Source organism: Janibacter anophelis NBRC 107843, from assembly GCF_001570945.1.
Taxonomy (GTDB): domain Bacteria; phylum Actinomycetota; class Actinomycetes; order Actinomycetales; family Dermatophilaceae; genus Janibacter; species Janibacter anophelis.
On sequence record NZ_BCSQ01000033.1, the window covers coordinates 18,207 to 37,010 of the forward strand.

General features: G+C 71.8%; 17 protein-coding genes and 1 pseudogene. 7 read left to right on the plus strand and 11 right to left on the minus strand.

The genetic code is table 11. The features are described 5' to 3' along the window. The first annotated feature begins 47 nt into the window (after positions 1–47). From JAN01S_RS10090 to JAN01S_RS10105, 4 genes are read left to right on the plus strand one after another with little or no spacing between them, the layout of a single operon-like run. Positions 48–1,052 (plus strand): ABC transporter permease, encoded by a 1,005-nt coding sequence (locus JAN01S_RS10090; protein WP_068317480.1) that lies wholly within the window; start codon positions 48–50, stop codon positions 1,050–1,052. Next, positions 1,049–2,062 carry an ABC transporter permease gene (locus JAN01S_RS10095; protein WP_068317482.1) on the plus strand — a complete coding sequence of 338 codons (1,014 nt, stop codon included), beginning with the start codon at positions 1,049–1,051 and terminating at the stop codon, positions 2,060–2,062. Before JAN01S_RS10090 ends, JAN01S_RS10095 begins: the two co-directional genes overlap by 4 nt. Positions 2,063–2,067: 5 nt before the next feature. After that, entirely contained in the window at positions 2,068–3,147 is a 1,080-nt protein-coding gene (locus JAN01S_RS10100; protein ID WP_084360157.1) for an ABC transporter ATP-binding protein, read from the plus strand. Continuing rightward, a complete protein-coding gene (locus tag JAN01S_RS10105; protein WP_068317484.1) occupies positions 3,144–4,301 on the plus strand; it encodes an ABC transporter ATP-binding protein in 1,158 nt (385 codons plus the stop codon). The genes JAN01S_RS10100 and JAN01S_RS10105 overlap by 4 nt, the downstream gene beginning before the upstream one ends. 87 nt (positions 4,302–4,388) lie before the next feature. Here the strand turns inward: JAN01S_RS10105 and JAN01S_RS10110 are convergent, their stop codons facing one another. From JAN01S_RS10110 to malQ, 6 genes are all read right to left on the minus strand, one after another. Beyond that, complete coding sequence (locus JAN01S_RS10110; protein WP_068317487.1) at positions 4,389–5,534, minus strand: ABC transporter ATP-binding protein; 1,146 nt, start codon at positions 5,532–5,534, stop codon at positions 4,389–4,391. Further along, complete coding sequence (locus JAN01S_RS10115; RefSeq protein ID WP_068317489.1) at positions 5,527–6,534, minus strand: ABC transporter ATP-binding protein; 1,008 nt, start codon at positions 6,532–6,534, stop codon at positions 5,527–5,529. Before JAN01S_RS10115 ends, JAN01S_RS10110 begins: the two co-directional genes overlap by 8 nt. A 19-nt stretch (positions 6,535–6,553) precedes the next feature. Beyond that, entirely contained in the window at positions 6,554–7,546 is a 993-nt protein-coding gene (locus tag JAN01S_RS10120; protein ID WP_084360158.1) for an ABC transporter permease, read from the minus strand. After that, positions 7,539–8,468 carry an ABC transporter permease gene (locus JAN01S_RS10125; RefSeq protein WP_068317493.1) on the minus strand — a complete coding sequence of 310 codons (930 nt, stop codon included), beginning with the start codon at positions 8,466–8,468 and terminating at the stop codon, positions 7,539–7,541. Before JAN01S_RS10125 ends, JAN01S_RS10120 begins: the two co-directional genes overlap by 8 nt. A gap of 171 nt (positions 8,469–8,639) precedes the next feature. Beyond that, positions 8,640–10,268 (minus strand): peptide ABC transporter substrate-binding protein, encoded by a 1,629-nt coding sequence (locus JAN01S_RS10130; protein WP_244884812.1) that lies wholly within the window; start codon positions 10,266–10,268, stop codon positions 8,640–8,642. Between the two features lie 226 nt (positions 10,269–10,494). Beyond that, a complete protein-coding gene (gene malQ, locus JAN01S_RS10135) occupies positions 10,495–12,609 on the minus strand; it encodes a 4-alpha-glucanotransferase (RefSeq protein ID WP_084360159.1) in 2,115 nt (704 codons plus the stop codon). A gap of 60 nt (positions 12,610–12,669) precedes the next feature. Between malQ and JAN01S_RS10140 the strand changes: the two genes are divergently transcribed. Together JAN01S_RS10140 and JAN01S_RS10145 are read left to right on the plus strand one after the other, a co-directional pair. Further along, entirely contained in the window at positions 12,670–13,590 is a 921-nt protein-coding gene (locus tag JAN01S_RS10140; RefSeq protein ID WP_244884813.1) for a pirin family protein, read from the plus strand. A gap of 1 nt (position 13,591) precedes the next feature. Then, positions 13,592–14,290, plus strand: coding sequence for an alpha/beta fold hydrolase (locus tag JAN01S_RS10145; RefSeq protein ID WP_068317504.1), 699 nt, complete (start codon positions 13,592–13,594; stop codon positions 14,288–14,290). Positions 14,291–14,316: 26 nt separating this feature from the next. Here JAN01S_RS10145 and JAN01S_RS10150 read toward each other — a convergent pair whose 3' ends face one another. Beyond that, positions 14,317–15,228: a universal stress protein gene (locus JAN01S_RS10150; RefSeq protein ID WP_068317507.1), complete on the minus strand. Its 912-nt coding sequence runs from the start codon at positions 15,226–15,228 to the stop codon at positions 14,317–14,319. A 131-nt stretch (positions 15,229–15,359) separates the two neighbouring features. Then, on the minus strand, positions 15,360–15,815 hold the full coding sequence (locus tag JAN01S_RS10155; RefSeq protein ID WP_068317510.1) for a deoxycytidylate deaminase: 456 nt from the start codon (positions 15,813–15,815) through the stop codon (positions 15,360–15,362). A 71-nt stretch (positions 15,816–15,886) separates the two neighbouring features. On the opposite strand from JAN01S_RS10155, the gene JAN01S_RS10160 reads away from it, so the two are divergent. Then, positions 15,887–17,092, plus strand: a complete 1,206-nt coding sequence (locus JAN01S_RS10160; protein ID WP_068317532.1) for an MFS transporter — start codon at positions 15,887–15,889, stop codon at positions 17,090–17,092. A 1-nt stretch (position 17,093) separates the two neighbouring features. Here the strand turns inward: JAN01S_RS10160 and JAN01S_RS10165 are convergent, their stop codons facing one another. From JAN01S_RS10165 to JAN01S_RS17315, 3 genes and pseudogenes are all read right to left on the minus strand, one after another. Further along, on the minus strand, positions 17,094–17,741 hold the full coding sequence (locus JAN01S_RS10165; RefSeq protein ID WP_084360160.1) for a thiamine phosphate synthase: 648 nt from the start codon (positions 17,739–17,741) through the stop codon (positions 17,094–17,096). After that, entirely contained in the window at positions 17,732–18,526 is a 795-nt protein-coding gene (gene thiM / locus JAN01S_RS10170) for a hydroxyethylthiazole kinase (RefSeq protein ID WP_068317516.1), read from the minus strand. Before thiM ends, JAN01S_RS10165 begins: the two co-directional genes overlap by 10 nt. Then, positions 18,523–18,804: pseudogene (locus JAN01S_RS17315) on the minus strand (hypothetical protein); the annotation flags it as partial. The gene thiM and the pseudogene JAN01S_RS17315, both read right to left, overlap by 4 nt.

An 18,804-nucleotide genomic window follows, 5' to 3' on the forward strand; every position in this document is an offset into this window, starting at 1 on the left:
CACGGTCGGGGCGGCCCCGGTCCGCGACCACGACAGGAGCGCTCCTCGTGCTGAGATTCATCGTCCGCCGGCTGCTGCAGCTGGTGCTCGTCGTCTTCGTCCTCTCCGTCATGCTCTTCATGTGGCTGCGGGCGCTGCCCGGCGGCATCGTCTCGGCGATGCTCGGCGAGCGGGCCACGCCCGAGAGCCGGGCCCGCCTGACCCGGGAGCTCGGCCTCGACGAACCCATGTACGTGCAGTACTGGACCTTCCTCAAGCGGGCGGTCACCGGTGACTTCGGCGTCTCCAACGGCGTCCAGCCCGGCAAGCCGGCCATGGAACTGCTCCTCGACCGCTTCCCCGCGACGATCGAGCTGAGCGTCCTCGCACTCCTCATCGCCATCGGGCTGGCCCTGCCGCTCGGCTACCTCGCCGCCAAGCGGCACGGCAGCATCCTGGACAACCTCAGCGTCGTCGGCTCGCTCGTCGGCGTGGCCGTCCCGGTCTTCTTCCTCGCCTTCCTCCTGCGCTACGTCTTCGCCCAGGAGCTGCACTGGCTGCCGGTCTCCGGACGGCAGGAGGTCGACGCCACCCGGGTCACCGGGTTCTTCATCCTCGACGGACTGCTCACCCGGGAGTGGGACGCGGCGTGGGATGCGCTCAAGCACCTGCTGCTGCCGGCGCTGGCCCTGTCGTCCATCCCCTTCGCCATGATCTTCCGCATCACCCGCGCCAGCGTCCTGGAGGTCCTCGACGAGGACTACGTGCGCACCGCCGAGGCCAAGGGCCTGACCCAGCGGATCGTCCGCGGGCGGCACGTCATGCGCAACGCGCTGCTGCCGGTCATCACCGCGATCGGTCTGCAGATGGGCGGGCTGCTCGCCGGAGCGGTGCTCACCGAATCGGTCTTCAACCTCGCCGGCATCGGCGACGCCCTCCGGCAGGCCTTCACCCTGCGTGACTACCCGGTGCTGCAGGTGCTCATCCTCGCGGCCGCCGGCACCTACGTGATCGTCAACCTGGTCGTGGACATCCTCTACGCCGTCGTCGACCCCCGAGTGAGGACCCGATGAGCCCCGAGACCGACCCCACGCAGGACGAAGGGGGCCGCGCGCCCCGTCGCGGACTCGGCACCCGCCGCAAGGAGCGGATCGACGCGCTCGCCGCGAGCGGCACGACGGTCGCCGAGGCCGGTCGGATCGACGAGGAGGGCGGCGTCGGGCTCATCGCCTCGGCGTGGCGCCGGCTGCGCCGCAACCCGGTCTTCCTCCTCGGCCTGGCCATCACGACCGCCTTCGTCGTCCTCGCGATCATCGCTCCGTGGATCGCGCCCTGGGACCCGGCGGACAACCCGCTCATCGACAAGGTGAGCCCCCAGTCCAACCCGATCCCCGGCCCGGAGCCGGGCCACCCGCTCGGCGCCGACAGCTCCGGCCGCGACTTCTTCTCCCGGTTGCTCGTCGGCAGTCGGCAGACGCTCATCGTCGGGGTCGCCGCGACCCTGGGTGGCCTCGCCGGTGGGCTCGTCCTGGGCACCCTCGCGGGCGCCTTCGGCGGAGCGGTCGACGCGGTCATCATGCGTCTGGTCGACGTGATGCTCTCGATCCCGAGCCTGCTGCTCGCCTTCTCCATCGCCGCCATCGCGGCCCGGCCGAGCCAGTGGACGGTCATCATCGCCATCGCCGTCGTCCAGGTGCCGATCTTCGCCCGGCTGCTGCGCGGCTCCATGCTCGCGCAGCGCAGCAAGGACCACGTGCTCGCCGCCCGGGCCCTGGGCGTCAAGCGCTCGGCGATCGTGCTGCGGCACATGCTGCCCAACTCGCTCGGCCCGGTCATCGTCCAGGCGACGCTCGTGCTCGCAACGGCGATCATCGACGCGGCGGCCCTGTCCTACCTCGGCCTGGGGCTGCCCGACGACCGGGTGCCCGAGTGGGGCCAGATGCTCGGCACGTCCGAGACCTACTTCCAGGACCACCCGCACCTGGCCTTCTACCCGGCCATCTGCATCATCATCGTCGCGCTCGGCTTCACCCTCATGGGCGAGTCGCTGCGCGAGGCCCTCGACCCCAAGAGCCGGAGGTGAGCGGCATGACCGCCCCCACACCCGACCACACCCCGGGCAGCGCTACCGAGCGCGCCCCCGGGCGCGCTGCCGGCACCCCACTGCTGTCGGTGCGCGACCTGTCGGTGACGTTCACGCGGCAGGGGCAGACCCCCTTCGCCGCGGTCGACGGGGTGAGCTTCGACGTCCAACCCGGACAGACCGTCGGTCTCGTCGGTGAGTCCGGCTGCGGCAAGTCGGTGACGTCGCTGGCGATCATGGGTCTGCTCCCCCAGCGTGGCAACACGGTGACCGGGACCGTCGACCTCGAGGGCACCGACCTGCTCTCGCTCTCCGACGCGCAGATGCGCGCCCGGCGCGGCAGCGACATCAGCATGATCTTCCAGGACCCGCTGTCCTCGCTCAATCCGGTCGTGCCGATCGGTCGGCAGGTGACCGAGGTGCTCGAGCGGCACAAGGGGATGTCCCGCAAGGAGGCGACGCCGCACGCGCGCGACATGCTGGCGCGGGTCGGGATCCCCGACCCCGACCGCCGGCTCAGGGACTACCCCCACCAGCTCTCCGGTGGCATGCGCCAGCGCGCGCTCATCGCGATGGCCCTGGCCTGCGAGCCGCGGCTGCTCATCGCCGACGAGCCGACGACCGCGCTCGACGTGACGATCCAGGCACAGATCCTGGCCCTGCTGCGCGAGCTCGTCGAGGAGACCGGCACGGCGCTGATCATGATCACCCACGACCTCGGGGTCGTCGCCGGCCTGTGCGACGAGATCAACGTCCTCTACGGCGGACGCCTCGTCGAGCGGGCCGGCCGCCACGAGCTCTTCGCCGAGCCCCGCCATCCCTACACCGGCGGGCTGCTCGCGAGCGTGCCGAGCCTCGACGGCGAGCGGGGTGCCCGCCTCGTCCCCGTGCCCGGGTCGGTCGCCGACAACCTGCCGTGGACGAGCTCGTGCGCCTTCGCCCCGCGCTGCTCGAGCGCGGGCGAGGACTGCCGCGAGGCCACCCCGGGGCTGGCCGTCCGCGGCACCCGCGCGCTGCGCTGCTTCCACCCGCTGAACGGCGAGCCCTCCCCCGTCGAGGGCAGCACGACCGAGGAGGTCCGATGACGACCACGACGGGCACCGAGCCCACGAGCCAGGCCCCCGCCGACGACGTCCTCGTCGACGTGCGCGACCTCAAGGTCCACTACCCCATCACCAAGGGGGTCATCTTCGACAAGGTCGTCGGGCACGTCTACGCCGTCGACGGCGTGGACCTGCAGATCCGTCGTGGCGAGACCTACGGCCTGGTCGGCGAGTCCGGGTGCGGCAAGTCGACGCTCGGGCGGGCCATCCTCCACCTCGAGCAGACCACCGACGGCACCGTGACCTTCGACGGGCAGCCGATCTCCACCCTCACGGGCGAGGAGCTGCGGCGGCGCCGCCAGGGGCTGCAGATGGTCTTCCAGGACCCGATGGGCAGCCTCGACCCGCGGCAGAGCGTCGAGGCGCTGCTCGTCGAGGGCATGAAGGCCCACGGCCTCGTCCGCAATGCCGCCGAGGCGCAGCCGCGGCTGCGGCAGCTGCTCGCCGACGTCGGCCTGCCGGCGGCAGCCCTGAAGAAGTACCCGCACGAGTTCTCGGGCGGCCAGCGCCAGCGCATCGGCATCGCCCGGGCCCTGAGCGTCGAGCCGGAGCTCATCGTCGCCGACGAGCCGGTCTCGGCCCTCGACGTGTCGGTGCAGGCGCAGGTCATCAACCTCATGTCGGACCTGCAGGAGGAGTACGGACTGACCTACCTCGTCATCGCCCACGACCTCGCGGTCGTGCGGCACATCTCCGACCGGGTGGGCGTCATGTACCTCGGCGGCATCGTCGAGGAGGCCCCGGCGGACGACCTCTACGCGACGCCCCTGCACCCCTACACGCGGGCGCTGCTGTCGGCCGTGCCCGTCCCCGACCCGATCGTCGAGGACTCCCGCGAGCAGATCCTGCTGAGCGGTGACCTCCCTTCGCCGGCCAACCCGCCGTCGGGATGCCGCTTCCACACCCGCTGCCCCTGGCGCCAGTCGACCCGCTGCGACACCGACCGACCGCAGCTGCGCGTCGTCCAGATAGACGGCGTGGGTGTGGATCACAAGGTCGCCTGCCACTGGGCCGAGCAGATCGAGTCCGGCGAGATCCAGCCGCACGCCGTCGAGGCCGAGGTCGACGAGACCGGCGCCCGCCTGGCCTCCGAGGCCGAGGCCGAACGCCTGACGGACGAGATCCCCTTCGCCTGACCCGGCACTGCGGATTCACCCACGACGACGAAGGGGGCGCCCCACCGGTGATCGGTGGGGCGCCCCCTGCGTCGCGCGGGCTCTGCGTCAGGCGCCGGCGGTCGAGGTGTCCGCGTCGGCGGACCCGGCGTCGGCGTGGACCGCCTGACCGGCGGCGACGGCGTCGGTCTGGTCGACCAGGCCCTGGCCGGCGAAGAGGCCACCCTGGTCCTCACCGCTGACGTCCTGGGTCTCCACGATGACCCGGGGCTCGGCGAAGTGGCAGCGGGAGGGGTGCTCGCCGGAGCCGTCCGAGTGCAGCACCAGCTGCGGGGTCTCCGTGCGGCAGATGTCCTGTGCCTTCCAGCAGCGGGTGTGGAAGTGGCAGCCCGCCGGTGGGTTGGCCGGCGACGGCACGTCACCCTGCAGGACGATCTGGTCACGCTTGCCGCGCAGGGTCGGGTCCGGCACCGGCACCGCGGACAGCAGCGCCTGGGTGTACGGGTGCGTCGGCCGCGCGTAGATGTCGTCCTCGTCACCGATCTCGACCATGCGGCCGAGGTACATGACCCCGACGCGGTCGGAGATGTGCCGCACGACCGACAGGTCGTGGGCGATGAAGATGTACGACAGCCCCAGCTCGTCCTGCAGCTTTTCCATCAGGTTGATCACCTGCGCCTGGACGGACACGTCGAGCGCGGAGACCGGCTCGTCGCAGATGAGCACCTTGGGGTTGAGCGCGATGCCGCGGGCGATGCCGATGCGCTGGCGCTGGCCACCCGAGAACTGGTGCGGGTAGCGGTTGATGTGCTCGGGGTTGAGGCCCACGAGCTCCAGCAGCTCCTGCACGCGACGGGTGCGGTCCCCCTTCGGCACGACGTCCGGGTGGATCTCCAGCGGCTCGGCCACGATCTCACCGACGGTGCGCCGCGGGTTGAGCGACGTGTACGGGTCCTGGAAGACGATCTGGATGTCGCGACGCAGCTTGCGCATGTCGCTGCCCGACTGGGCGTACATGTCGACCCCGTCGAAGTCGACGGTGCCCTCGGTCGGCTCCTCGAGCCGCATGAGCAGCCGGCCCAGCGTGGACTTGCCACAGCCGGACTCGCCCACGATGCCGAGGGTCTCACCCTTGTAGAGCTCGAAGTCGATGCCATCGACCGCCTTGACGTGGCCGACCGTGCGGCGCAGCACGCCACCCTTGATCGGGTAGTGCTTCTTCAGGCCACTGGCCTTGAGGATCACCTCAGGCATCGAGCACCTCCTGGCTGAAATGGCAGGCTGACTGGCGCTGCGGACCCACGTCGAGCAGCTCTGGCCGATCGGTGTGGCAGATGTCCTGCGCCATGACGCAGCGCGGGTGGAACGCGCACCCGTTGGGGATGCGCGTGAGGTTCGGCGGCAGGCCGCCGATGGCCGACAGCTTCTGCCCCTTCTGGTCCAGTCGCGGGATCGACTCGAGCAGGCCCTTGGTGTAGGGGTGCCCGGGCCGCGCGTAGATGTCGCTGACCTCGGCCCGCTCGACGATCCGCCCGGCGTACATGACGGCGATCCGGTCGGCGACGTCGGCGACGACGCCGAGGTCGTGGGTGATGAGGATCAGGCCCATCCTGAACTCCTCCTGCAGCTCCTGCAGGAGGGACATGATCTGGGCCTGGACCGTCACGTCGAGGGCCGTCGTCGGCTCGTCGGCGATGAGGACCTTGGGGTCCAGCGCGATCGCCATGGCGATCATGATGCGCTGGCGCATACCGCCGGAGAACTGGTGCGGGTACGCCTTGACGCGCTCCTTGGCCGCGGGAATGTTGACCCGCTCCATCAGCCGCACGGCGTTGGCGTAGGCATCCGACTTGTTGGTCCCACGGTGCACGCGGAACATCTCGGCGATCTGCCACCCGACGGGGAAGACCGGGTTGAGGGAGCTGAGCGCGTCCTGGAAGATCATCGAGATCTCGGGGCCGCGGGTCTCCCGACGCTGGTCCTCCGGCATGGTCAGCAGGTCCTGACCCTTGTAGAGGATGCGTCCGCCCGGGATCTTCGCCGGCGGCATGTCGAGGATGCCCATGATCGCCTGCGCGGTCACGGACTTGCCCGACCCCGACTCGCCGAGGATCGCGAGGGTCTCCCCCTCGTCGAGGCTGAAGTTCACGCCGTTGATGGCCTTGGCCACGCCCTCGGCCGTGTGGAACTCCACGTACAGGTCGTCGACCTCGAGCAGGTGCTCACCGGTCGGCGAGCTCGTCTGTGTGCTCATGTGTTCACTCACCTTGCTCTCAGCGGCTCTTCGGGTCGAAGGCGTCACGCACGGCGTCGCCGAGCATGATGAAGGCCAGGACCGCGATGCTGAGGAAGAGGGCCGGGAAGAAGAGGATGTGGGGCGAGGCCCGCAGCGGGACCAGGCCGTCGTTGATCATCACACCCCAGGACACGGTCGGCGGACGCAGGCCGATGCCGAGGAAGGACAGCGTCGCCTCGGCCGCGATGTACGAGCCCAGGTTGATCGTCGCGACGACGATCGCCGGGGCCATCGCGTTGGGCAGCACGTGGCGTCGGATGATCCGCAGCGGCGAGGCGCCGAGGGCGCGGGCCGCCTGCACGTAGTCATTGGGCTTGACCTGGATGACCGAGCTGCGCATCAGGCGCATCAGGCTCGGCCAGCCGAAGAGGACGAACACGAGCACGACCTGGAAGATCACGCCGAAGTAGCCCTGGATCGGGATGCCGAGCAGGTGCGTCGTGTCCCGCAACGAGGACAGGAAGATGATGCCGACGAGCAGCAGCGGGATGGCGAAGAAGATGTCGCCCAGGCGGCTGATCAGGGTGTCGACCCAGCCACCGACGTAGCCGGCCAACAGCCCCAGGAAGGAGCCGAGCAGCAGCACGCCAGCGGTCGCGAGCACACCCACGAGGATCGAGGCCCGCGCACCGTAGACGCTGCGGGTGTAGATGTCGGCGCCCTGGGTGTCGGTGCCGAACCAGTGATCGACGCTGGGCCCCTGCCGCGACGTCGCGAGGTCGTTGTACCCGACGTCGTAGGTCGTGAACAGCGAGGGCCAGACGGCCATGAGCAGGAAGACGAGGATCAGGACGCTCGAGATCCAGAAGAACGGGTTGCGACGCAGCGAGCGGAAGGCGTCGGCGGTCAACGACCGCGACTGCCCCTCGGACACCTCCGCGATCGCGGCTGCTCGGGTCGTCGTGGCGGCGGCCTCGTCCTGACCCGGGTCGTCGTGCCCGGGCTGGGGTGCGGTGGTCTTGTCAGTCATTGCTGATCCTCGGGTCGAGGGCTCCGTAGAGCAGGTCGACGAGCAGGTTCATCAGGAGGTACACGATGACGAGCGCGGTGACGGCTCCGACGACGGCGATGCCGTCACGGTTGTCGATGCCGGTGAAGATGTACCCGCCGACTCCGCTGACGTTGAAGATGCCCTCCGTGACGATCGCGCCACCGAGGAGCGCGCCGAAGTCGTAGCCCATGAAGGTCACGACGGGGATCATCGAGTTGCGCAGGGTGTGCACGCCGACGATGCGGCGTGGAGTCAGCCCCTTGGCCTTGGCCGTGCGCACGTAGTCGGACTTGATGTTCTCGGCGATGTTGGTGCGCATGAGGCGGGCGATGTACGCCAACGATGTCGACGCGAGCACGAACGCGGGCAGCAGGAGGGCGTAGAAGCTCGGATCCTTGCCCGACGCCAGGGCCGGGAAGATCTCCCACTTCAGCCCGAGGAAGTAGCGGGCGGCGAAGCCGGTGACGAAGATCGGCACCGAGATGACGAAGAGGGTGCTGACGAGGACGAGGTTGTCGATGAACCCGCCCTTGCGCAGACCGGCCAGCACACCCGCGAGGATGCCGATGACCCCCTCGATGACCAGGGCCATGACGGCCAGCTTGCCCGTGACGGCGAAGCGCTCCGTCAGCTCCTCCGCGACGGGGCGACCGTACTGGTTCTCGCCGAGGTCGCCCTGGAGGACGTTGGCGGCGTAGTAGCCGTACTGGACGGGCAGCGGGTCGTTCAGGTGGTACTTCTCGTTGAATGCCGCGACGTACGCGGGCGGACAGGGCCGCTCGCCACACTTGCCTGCCGTGGGATCGCCCGGCATGGCGAAGACCATGGCGTAGATCAGGAACGTGGAAAGAATGATCACCGGGATCATCTGCAGCAACCGGCGAACGATGTACTTGCCCACGTGCACCTCCTCGTGGATCTGATGTGCACCTCATGCCCGGGGTGCCGGGAGAGGGTAACTCATGCGGTGTGACCCGCGTCGCCGTCCGGCGAACGGTGTGCACACCACCGGCCGGCCATCATCTCGAGAGGATGGCCGGCCGGGGTGTGCGAAGTCAGCCCTGGATCAGGGTCACTCCTTGACGGTCATGGCGGCGAGGTCGGGGCTGCCGAACGGCGTCGCCTGGACGTCGCTGACCTTGTCCGACCAACCGATGATCGTCTTGCCGTACCACGTCGGGATGGTGGTGAACTCCTCGGCGATCAGACCCTCGGCCTCCTGGTAGAGCTTGTTGGCCTCCTCCGGGGTCTTGGCCGCGCCGGCCTCACGCATCGTCTTCTGGAACTCGGCGTTGTCGTAACCGTAGTAGTTCGACGCAGCGCCCTTGCCGTAGATCGGGGCCAGGTAGTTCTCGATCGACGGGTAGTCCATGACCCAGCCCATGCGGAACATGCCCTTGAGCTCGTCGTTGTCGAGCTTGGTCAGCATGGTCTTGAAGTCGACGGTCGGGGTGGCGACGCACTCGATGCCGATGGCCTTGTTGATGGAGTTGCAGACCGCCTGGGTCCACTCCTTGTGGCCACCGTCACCGTTGTAGGTCAGGGTCAGCTTGCCGTCGTAGCCGCCGCCCTCCTCGAGGAGCTGCTTGGCCTTCTCCGGGTTGTACTCGCAGTACTCGCCGCAGGTGCCCTCCTTGTAACCGTCGACGACCGGGGAGACCCAGCCGGTGGCGGGGGTGAAGGCGTCGTTGAAGATCTGCTTGACGATCGTCGGCCGGTCGATGGCCATCGAGATCGCCTGGCGGACCTTGACGTTCTTCAGCTTCGGGTCGACGTTGTAGTTCATGCCGATGAACTGGAGGGTGGAGTTCTCCTTCTCCAGGTAGCGGCCCTCACCGAGATCGGTCTTGAACTTCTCGTCGACGAGCGCGCTCGCCGGGATCTGGCGGACGATGTCGATCTCGCCGGCCATGAGGGCGGTGTACTCCGCGTCCTGGTCCTGGAAGATCTGGAAGGTGATCTTGTCGGCGTTGCCACCGAAGTCACCGGAGTACTCCTCGAACTTGCTCAGCTTGATCGAGGCGTTCTCCTCCCAGGAGTCGAACTTGTACGGGCCGGCAGCGATCGGCTCCTTGCCGAAGGCCTCCGGGTCCTTGAAGAAGGAGTCGGGCTGCGGGGCGAAGGCGGTGTAGCCCAGGCGCAGCGGCAGGTTGGAGACCGGCTCGGTGGTCTTGATGGTGAAGGTGTGGTCGTCGACGACCTTGAGGCCGGACAGCTCCTCCTTCTTCGCCTTGCCGGCGCCGGCGCACGGGTCCTCGCCCTCGCCGGTGCACTGCAGGTCCGCGTAGCCCTCGAAGGGCTCGTAGAAGTAGCCACCCTGCTGGCCGTTCGGGCCGTACGCGGTGTAGTTCCAGGCGTCCACGAAGTTCTTCGCCAGGACCTCGGTCCCGTCGTGGAACTTGTAACCCTCCTTGATCTTGACCGTGAACGTCTGGTTGTCCTCGGTCTCGATCGACTCGGCGATGTCGTTCTCCGGCTCCGCCGTCTCGGGGTTGTAGTGGATCAGCTTGGCGGTCAGGACGTCGAGGACGTCACCACCACAGGTCTCAGCGGTGTTGCCTGCGACGAGCGGGTTCTCCGGGTTGCAGCCACCGGAGATGATCTCGCCGCCGGCGGCGCCGCCGGAGGTGCTGTCGTCGTCACTGCTGCCACCGCACGCGGTCGCGAGAAGCGCGACCGCGGAGATGCTGGCGATTGCCATCGCGCGAGACTTCACTCGCATGGATGTCCTCCTACGTCATGCCGCCGGGAAAGGCGGGTCGATCGGCTTTCCCGATGGTCCGGGTCCACCCCTGGGCGCAGCGCGGTCCGCACTGCAGGTGACATCAAAAACCACATCCGCGGGTTCGGCCACGATGCAGTGTGCTGTGAGACACAACTGTGACTCTTCGGTGACCACCCCGGCACCCCTCGCCGGAGATGCAGGGTTATCCCTCGACGACGCGGTCCAGGGAGATCGGCACCCGATCGGGTCCGGCGAGCGGGAGTCGCCAGTTGGGGTACTCCTCGTCCGTCCCGGGCTGGTTGACCGCGCGGACGTCGCCGACGAGGTCGGTCAGGGCGATGCCCCGCAGGCGCGAAGGGGTCAGCTCCAGCCAGCGGTGCAGCGCGGCCACCACGTCGGCGACCGGTGCGTCGACGTCGGCCAGCAGGCCACGCTCGGTGAGGGCCTCCCGGACGGCGCGGATGCTCCCTTCCTCCGCGGCGCGCTCCTCCTCGACCGGCCGGGTGAGCAGACCCAGCCGCTCGCGGATCGCGACGTGCTCCAAGGCGAGGTACCCGGCGCTCGGCGGCAGGTCGTGGGTGGTCACGGTCGCCAGGCACAGCTCGCGGTACTCCTCCGGGGGCAGCGGCCGCCCGTCCTGCCCCCACTCGAACCACGCGACGCTCGTGCCGAGGATGCCGCGCTCGACGAGGTGCTCACGGACCCACGGCTCGACGACACCGAGGTCCTCCCCGATGACCAAGGCCCCGGCCCGGTGCGCCTCGAGGGCGAGGATGCCGATGAGCGCCTCGTGGTCGTAGCGCACGTAGGCGCCCTCACCGGGGCCGGCGTCCTCGGGCACCCACCACAGGCGGAAGAGTCCGATGACGTGGTCGACCCGCAGCCCGCCCGCGTCGGCGAGCACCGCCCGGATCATGTCGCGGAAGGGGGCATAGCCCAGCTCGGCGAGCCGGTCCGGCCGCCACGGGGGCTGGGACCAGTTCTGCCCGAGCTGGTTGAACTGGTCGGGCGGCGCGCCCACGTCGATCCCGCGGGCGAGCGCGTCACCGAGCGCCCAGGCGTCGGCTCCCTCGGGGTGGATGCCGACGGCGAGGTCGGCGATGACCCCGATGCCCATCCCGGCGGCGCGCAGCCGCTGCTGGGCAGCCGCGAGCTGGGCCCGCACGACCCACTGCGTCCACGCGACGAAGGAGATCTCGCCACGGTGCGCCTCCCGATGGGCCTCCACCGCCGGCGAGACGGGGTCGTGCAGCTCCTCCGGCCACTGGGTCTCCCAGAGCGTGCCGTGGGTCGCGGCGAGCGAGCACCAGGTCGCGAAGTCCACGAGCGCCTGCCCCTCGCGGGCGTGCAGGGCCTCGACCTCGTCGGCGTGCGTTGGGCCGAGGTGGCGGAAGGCGGTGCGCAGCGCGGCCCGCTTGAGCTCCCAGACCGCGTCCCGGTCGATGGTGTCGTGCTCGTTGAGCTCCCGGGCGCGTGCCGCGAGCGCGTCGACCTCGGCGCGGGCGGTGGGCGGCAGGTCGTCGAGACCGGGCAGCGTGCGCAGGTCGATGTGCACGGGGTTGAGGAACCGGCGCGAGGTCGGCAGGTACGGCGAGGGCTCCATCGGCGCGACCGGCTCGGCCGCGTGGAGCGGGTTGACGAGGACGAAGTGGGCGTCGTGCGCCCGGGCGGCCCACTCCCCCAAGGTCGCCAGGTCGCCGAGGTCCCCGATGCCCTGGCTGCCCGAGCCGCGCACCTGGTAGATCTGCGTCATGAGCCCGCTGCGGGGTGCCTCCTGCACCACAGGTGGCAGGTCGAGTCGCTGCGGGACGGTGACGAGCACCGCGTGCTCCGTCCCGGCGGCCACCGGCCCGCCGTCGACCTCGGCGCGCAGCGCGTGCCACCCCAGGGGCAGGTGCGTCGGCACCTCGAAGGCCGCCTCCCCCACGAGCCGCCCGTCGATCTCCACCGGCTCGACGACGTGCTCGAGCTGGTCCAGCTCACGGGCGGCGCCCCCTTCGAGCTCGACGTGGACCCGCACCGCCGCCCCGTGCGGCACGTGCACGAGGAGGCGAAGGGGGTCCCCCTCACGCTGCACGACGGTCGGGGGCAGGGTGCGGCGCCACGGCGCCGTGCGGGTGCGCTCGAGGGCGGTCGCGACCGCCGCGTCGTCGGAGACGTCCTCCCCCATGGCCGTGAGGACGGCGCGCAGCGACGAGGTGGGGACCACGCGGTGCTCGCCGCGCCAGTCCCACCACTGGGTGTCGACCCCCTTCGCCCGTGCCAACGCCTCGAGGCCCTGGTCCGCGTGCCCCGCTCCGCCCACCGCATCGCTCACGGACCCAACCCAACAGGTGCCGGGCCACCCGTGTCCACCGGGAGGGGTAGCGTCGTGGTGGTGGACGACGTGCAGATCCTGATGCCCCGCGAGGTCCCGCTCGGTGGACCGCGCGCGATGCCGGTGCGGCGGACCCTGCCCTCCCGGCAGCGCAGCCTCGTCGGCGCCTGGTGCTTCCTCGACCACTACGGGCCCGACGACGTCGCCGCGACGGGCGGCATGGCCGTACCCCGCCACCCGCACACGTCGCTGGCCACCGTCTCGTGGCTGTTCACCGGCGAGATCGACCACCGTGACTCCACGGGCGTGCACGCCACCGTGCGACCGGGCGAGCTCAACCTCATGACCGCCGGTCGCGGCGTGAGCCACTCCGAGTTCTCCACCGACGACACGACGACCCTGCACGGCGTGCAGCTGTGGTTCGCCCTCCCCTCGCGCGCCCGCAACACCGACCCGTCCTTCGACCACCACGTCCCGGAGCCGGTCTACGTGCCGGGAGGCATCGCCCGCGTCTTCCTCGGTGACCTCTTCGGCGTGAGCTCGCCGATCGTCACCCACACGCCCCTGTCCGGCGCGGAGATCGTGCTCGACGCCGACGCCGAGACGGTCGTCGAGGTCCCCGAGGGCCACGAGCACGCGCTCCTGCTCGACGACGGCGACGTGACCTTCGAGGGGGCCACGCTCGAGCGTGGCGAGCTCGGCTACGTCGCCTCCGGGCGGCGCACTCTGACGATCCGCTCCGCCGGGGGTGCCCGCCTCGTGCTCATCGGCGGCGAGCCGCTCGGTGAGCAGATCGTCATGTGGTGGAACTTCATCGGCCGCGACCACGACGACGTCGTGCGGGCCCGCGAGGAGTGGATGGCCGAGATCGGCGGGGCCGATCCCGAGCAAGGGCAGCGGTTCGGCCCCTTCGACGTGGGCCAGCCCGCCGCCCTGCCCGCGCCGGCGCTGCCCGGCGGACGACTGCGACCGCGAGGCTGAGATGGGACTGCTCAACGGCCCGCCCGTCCGCACCGTCTTCGTCCACGGCCGTGGGCGCAGCGGCCCTGCCGCCTGGCCACGCCTGGCCGAGCTCGACCGCCCCGGGCACGTCTTCCTCGCGCGGACCGGGGCGGCGGACCAGCCCGAGCGCGACGCCGACCGCGCCATCGAGGCGCTCGGGGGACGAGGCCACCTCGTCGGGCACTCCTACGGCGCGGTCACCGCGATGCTCGCCGCGCAGCGCCGACCCGACATGATCCGCAGCCTCGTGCTCCTCGAGCCCGCCTGCTACGACGTCGCCCGCGGCGGCCGCGGGGTCGAGGGGCACATCCGGGGCATGGCGCCCGTCTTCGCCGTCGCCGACGACCCGCAGGTCGACGGCGAGGAGTTCCTCGCCCGCTTCGCCGCCGGCATGGGGGCGCAGATGCCGGACCTCGACGCCGGGGCCTGCGAGACGATCGCCGCGCGCATCCGCGCCACGCCGGCCCCGTGGGAGGTCGACCTGCGCACCGACACCCCGCGGCTGGTCCCCACCCTCGTCATCACCGGCGACGAGACCCCGATGTACGCGGAGGTCGCGGCCGCGCTCGAGGCGCAGGGCGCGACCCACCTGTCCCTGCCCGGTACCGGCCACCGCCCCCAGGACAGCGACGAGGGCATGGCCGCGATCTGCCGGTGGCAGGAGGAGCACTCGGCCTGAGGCCCGCCCACCACCGGCAGGTGCACTCAGTGCTTGTGGAGCACCGCCACCGGGCAGGTCGCGAGCGCGAGCACGCGCTGCGAGACCGAGCCGAGGAGCATCCCGCGGAACCCGCCGCGACCCCGCGAGCCGACGAGCAGCAGGTCGGCGCCCTCGGCGACCTCGACGAGGGAGTCCGCGGCGCGGCCGTGCCGCACCTCGACCTCGACGGTGATGTCGGGGTGCGCCTCACGGTCCTCGGCGATGGTCCGCTCGGCCATCGCGCGGTAACGGGCGTCGACGGCCTCCCACTCGGGGCTGCCCGGCTCGGTGACGACGACGCCGTTCTCCACCTCGACGTTCCATGAGGTCACGGTCGTGACGGTGCGTCCGCGCAGGGCCGCCGCGTCGAGCGCGTGGCGGAAGGCCAGGCGGCTGTGCTCACTGCCGTCGATGCCGACGACGACCCGGCCGTCGCCGGAAGTTCTCGCGTTCTCCGGGACGAGGACGACCGGGCAGGGGGCGTGGGCGACGACGCTCAGCGAGGTCGTGCCGAGGACGATGCGCTCGGCGCGGTTCTTGCGGGCGGACCCGACGACGAGGACGCGGGCGCCCTCGGCCGCGGCGAGCAGGGCGCCGGAGGGTGAGCCGGTCGGCAGAGCGGTGGTGACGGCCAGCCCGGGACGGGCGGCCTCGACCCGCGCGCGGGCCTCGGTGACGACCCGCGTCGACTCCTGCTCGACCCGGTCGACGATCTCGGGGCTGGTCAGCAGCTCGCCGTAGGCGGACAGCGGCGTGCCGAGGTCGACGGCGTGGACGAGGTGGAGCGGGGCCGAGAGGGCGGCGGCCTCGGCGGCGGCCCAGTCGATGACGGCGTCGTCCCGGTGGCTGCCATCGAGGGCGGCGACCACGGCGTCGGCGGGAGTGGGGCTGTCGTGGGTGCTGGCGTCGGTGCTCATGCCCCATTGTCCCCATGGACCCCCGCCGGCGGGAAGGGGGGCACGCCCCGATCTCCCACCCGCCTCTCCCCGTCGTCAGGCCCAAGCGATCAGGCCCAGGTCGTCGGGCCCAGGTCGTCGGGCCCAGACTTTCAAGCCCAGGTCGTCAGGCCCGCCCGGTCGTGCGACCCCTGCGGCCACACCGCCCGCACGATCCCGGCGGCGGCCAGCGCCTTGCGGCAGCCGGGGCACGGGGGGTCGGTGATGTAGGCCGTCGCCCCCTTCGTGTCGCGGGTGGCGAAGAGCAGCGCGTTGACCTCGGCGTGGATCGCGATGCAGAAGCCGGGCGTCCCGGGCCGGTCGTAGTCCCCGAGCCCCGGAACGGTGTCGTAGTCGAGGGCTCCCCGGGGGCAGGCGCCCTCGAGGCAGTCCGGCTCGCCCGGCGCGGCTCCGTTGTATCCCGTGGCGATGATCCGGTGGTCGATCGTCAGCACGGCGCCGACGCGGCGCCGGGTGCACTTGGCCCGGGCGGCGACCGCGGTCGCGATGCCGAGGAAGTACTCGTCCCAGCTCGGCACGCTCGGCGAGGGAGGCATCAGGTCGGGCATGGGCAGATCCTAGGCACCGCTCTGCGGAACCCGGCGCGCCCCCACCGAGATGCCGGTGGTAGACACCGGTGGTGAGCAGCCACGAGACGACGCGACGGACCCTCCCCTTCGGTCCCGTCCTCATCCTCTCGGCCGTGGCGCTCATCTCGGTCAACCTGCGTCCCGGCGCGACCTCCCTCGGCCCGCTCCTCGAGGAGGTGCGCGCCGCCCTCGGGCTCGGCGGGACGCTCGCCGGCGTGCTCACGGCGCTGCCGGGCCTGGCCTTCGCCGCGGCCGGTGGCGCCGCCGTCGGCCTGGCGCGCCGGGTGGGTGTCTCCGCCGGCATCACCCTCGGGGTCGTCGCGGTCGTCGTCACCCTCATCGCGCGCGTCCTCACCGACTCGGCCGCCGTCTTCCTTGTCCTCACCGCGCTGGGGCTGGCCGGCATGGGGCTGGGCAATGTCCTCGTCCCCGCGTGGATCAAGGCCCACTCCCACGACGGCGGCGTGCGGCTCATGACGATCTACGGCATGGGCCTGACGATCGGTGGCACCGCCGGTCCGCTCCTGGCCGCCCCCGTCGCCGCGTCCGCCCCCGGCGGGTGGCGCGGCGCGCTCGGCATGTGGGGCGTGGTCGCCCTCGCCGCGCTCGTCCCGTGGGTGGTCATCACGCTGCGGGACCGGGTCCACCGTCGGTCGGCGGGCGAGAACCCGACCTCGCGCATCCGGCACTCGCCGACCGCGATCGCGCTGACGGTCCTCTTCGGCGTCCAGTCGACCAATGCCTACGTGCAGTTCGGCTGGCTGCCCCAGATCTACCGTGACGCCGGCATCTCGGCGACGGGCGCCGGCGCACTGACCTCCGTCCTCGCCGGTCTGGGCATCCTCGGCGGCCTCGTCATGCCGACGGTCATCGCCCGCAGCCGCGACCTGTCGGCGTGGATGGTGGGCTTCGGCCTGCTGGCCGCCGGCGGTTACCTCGGGTTGCTGCTCGCACCAGCCACGGTGCCGTGGCTGTGGGTCGTGCTCCTCGGCCTGTCGGGCTTCGCCTTCCCCACCGCCATCGCCCTCATCACGGCCCGGACCCGCGACCCGCACGTCACGGCCCAGCTGTCGGGGTTCGTCCAGCCCGTCGGGTACCTCCTCGCCGGCATCGGCCCCTTCCTCGTCGGGGTCCTGTACGAGCTGACCGGCGGGTGGACGCTCGTGCTCGTGCTGCTCATGGCGACCGGTGTCGGCATCACGCTCAGCGGACTGCGCGTCGCGCGCCCGGTCTTCGTCGACGACGAGGTCGCCTGACTCACCCCCACGCGGCGAGGCAGGCGGCGACGACCGCGCCCGGGTCCGGGGCGTCCATGACCTCGCGCACGAGCGCGACACCCGCGATGCCGGTCGCCGCGAGCGCCGGGACGTCGGCGAGGGTCACGTCCCCGATCGCCAGCACCGGCAGGTCCGTGGCGGCCGCGCGAAGGGGGTAGCCCGCCAGCCCGACGGGTGGGCGCCCGACGTCCTTGGTCGGGGTCCGGCGGAAGGGACCGCTCCCGAGGTGGTCCGGTCGGCCCGACCCGGTGCGCGACTGCGCCTCGCGCACGTGGTCGAGGGTGCCGGCGGTGAGCCCGACGACCGCGTCGGGGCCGAGCAGGTCGCGTGCCGCGGCGACGGGCAGGTCCGCCTGGCCCAGGTGGACGCCGTGCACGGGGGCTCCGCGGCGCCGCGCGGCGTGGGCGACGTCGGCCCGGTCGTTGACGAGCACCCGGGTGGTCGGCGCGACCCGCTCGACCGCGTCGGCGACCGCGCGGACGAGGTCGAGCAGCTCACCCGCGAGCAGGTGCTTCGCCCGCACCTGGACCACGCCCGCCCCGGCCGCGGCCGCCGCGGCGGCGACGGCCACGGTGCGCGGACCGTCGCCCGACGTGACGAGCTGGACGCGGTGGTCGATCACTCCCACGACAGGTCCACCCCCTGGGCGACCTCGGACGGCGTGACCTCGTCGAGGGCGTCGAGCAGGCCGATGCGGAAGCTGCCGGGCCGCAGGTGCCCCACTCGCTCGGAGGCGATCGTCAGCCACGCGGTCGCCGCCACCGCGCCGACGAAGGGCGCGGCCACCGCGAGGTGGGCTGCGGTGAGGGCACCGAGGAGGCAGCCGGTGCCCGCGACCCGCGTCAGGGCGGGTGCGCCGGAGCCGAGCCGGACCGTGCGGGTGCCGTCGGTGACGAGGTCGACCGCGCCCGACACGGCGACGACGCACCCGTGGTGCGCGGCGATCCGATGGGCCGCCCCGCCGGCGGAGCTGGGCTCGGCGGTACTGTCGGCGCCGCGGCTCCGGCCGGTCCCACCGGCGAGGGTCACGACCTCGGAGGCGTTGCCGCGCACCACGGTCGGCCCGAGGTCCAGCAGCTCGCCCGCCAGCCGGGTGCGCACCGGGGCCGCCCCTATGGCGGTCGGGTCGAGGACCCACGGCACCCCGTGCGCGAGGGCCGCCCTGGCGGTGGGCAGCAGTCCGCCCATGCCGTCGGAGCTCAGCGAGCCGAGGTTGGCGAGGAAGGCATCGGCCGACGTGACGAGCACCGGCGCCTCCTCGCGGGACTCGGTGAGCATCGGCCGCGCCCCCGCGGCGAGCAGCCCGTCGGCGACGAGCGCGCGGGTCACCGAACCGGTGGCACCGTGCACGAGCGGCTCACGCTCGCGGACGGCCGCCACCGCCGCCGCGACGTCCTCGCGCAGGGTGGTCATCGTTGCCCCGCGGACTCGACGGCCGGGGGTTCGCTGGTCGTGGGCCCACCGGCCACCGAGGGTCCGGCGGCCAGAGGTCTGCCGGCCCCACCGCGTGCCCCGGCGCCCGACGCCAGGCTCTCCACGTCCAGGTCGAGGTCGGCACCCGCCAGGGCGGGTCCGCGGGCGGCGCACCCGGCGACGAGGAGGCCACCCACGGCGAGCACCACAGCGACGGACCCGTCGTGGCCGAGGACCGGCTCGAGCCGCGGCAGCCACCACGGCCACAGCGCGGGGAC

Bases quoted from the DNA above. Each gene is read 5' to 3' on its own strand.
- JAN01S_RS10100 (WP_084360157.1), top strand. From the start codon at position 2,068: ATGACCGCCCCCACACCCGACCACACCCCGGGCAGCGCTACCGAGCGC.
- JAN01S_RS10095 (WP_068317482.1), top strand. From the start codon at position 1,049: ATGAGCCCCGAGACCGACCCCACGCAGGACGAAGGGGGCCGCGCGCCC.
- JAN01S_RS10115 (WP_068317489.1), bottom strand. From the start codon at position 6,534: ATGAGCACACAGACGAGCTCGCCGACCGGTGAGCACCTGCTCGAGGTC.
- JAN01S_RS10120 (WP_084360158.1), bottom strand. From the start codon at position 7,546: ATGACTGACAAGACCACCGCACCCCAGCCCGGGCACGACGACCCGGGT.
- JAN01S_RS10105 (WP_068317484.1), top strand. From the start codon at position 3,144: ATGACGACCACGACGGGCACCGAGCCCACGAGCCAGGCCCCCGCCGAC.
- JAN01S_RS10150 (WP_068317507.1), bottom strand. From the start codon at position 15,228: ATGAGCACCGACGCCAGCACCCACGACAGCCCCACTCCCGCCGACGCC.
- JAN01S_RS10130 (WP_244884812.1), bottom strand. From the start codon at position 10,268: ATGGCAATCGCCAGCATCTCCGCGGTCGCGCTTCTCGCGACCGCGTGC.
- thiM (WP_068317516.1), bottom strand. From the start codon at position 18,526: ATGACCACCCTGCGCGAGGACGTCGCGGCGGCGGTGGCGGCCGTCCGC.
- JAN01S_RS10110 (WP_068317487.1), bottom strand. From the start codon at position 5,534: ATGCCTGAGGTGATCCTCAAGGCCAGTGGCCTGAAGAAGCACTACCCG.
- JAN01S_RS10155 (WP_068317510.1), bottom strand. From the start codon at position 15,815: ATGCCCGACCTGATGCCTCCCTCGCCGAGCGTGCCGAGCTGGGACGAG.
- JAN01S_RS10145 (WP_068317504.1), top strand. From the start codon at position 13,592: ATGGGACTGCTCAACGGCCCGCCCGTCCGCACCGTCTTCGTCCACGGC.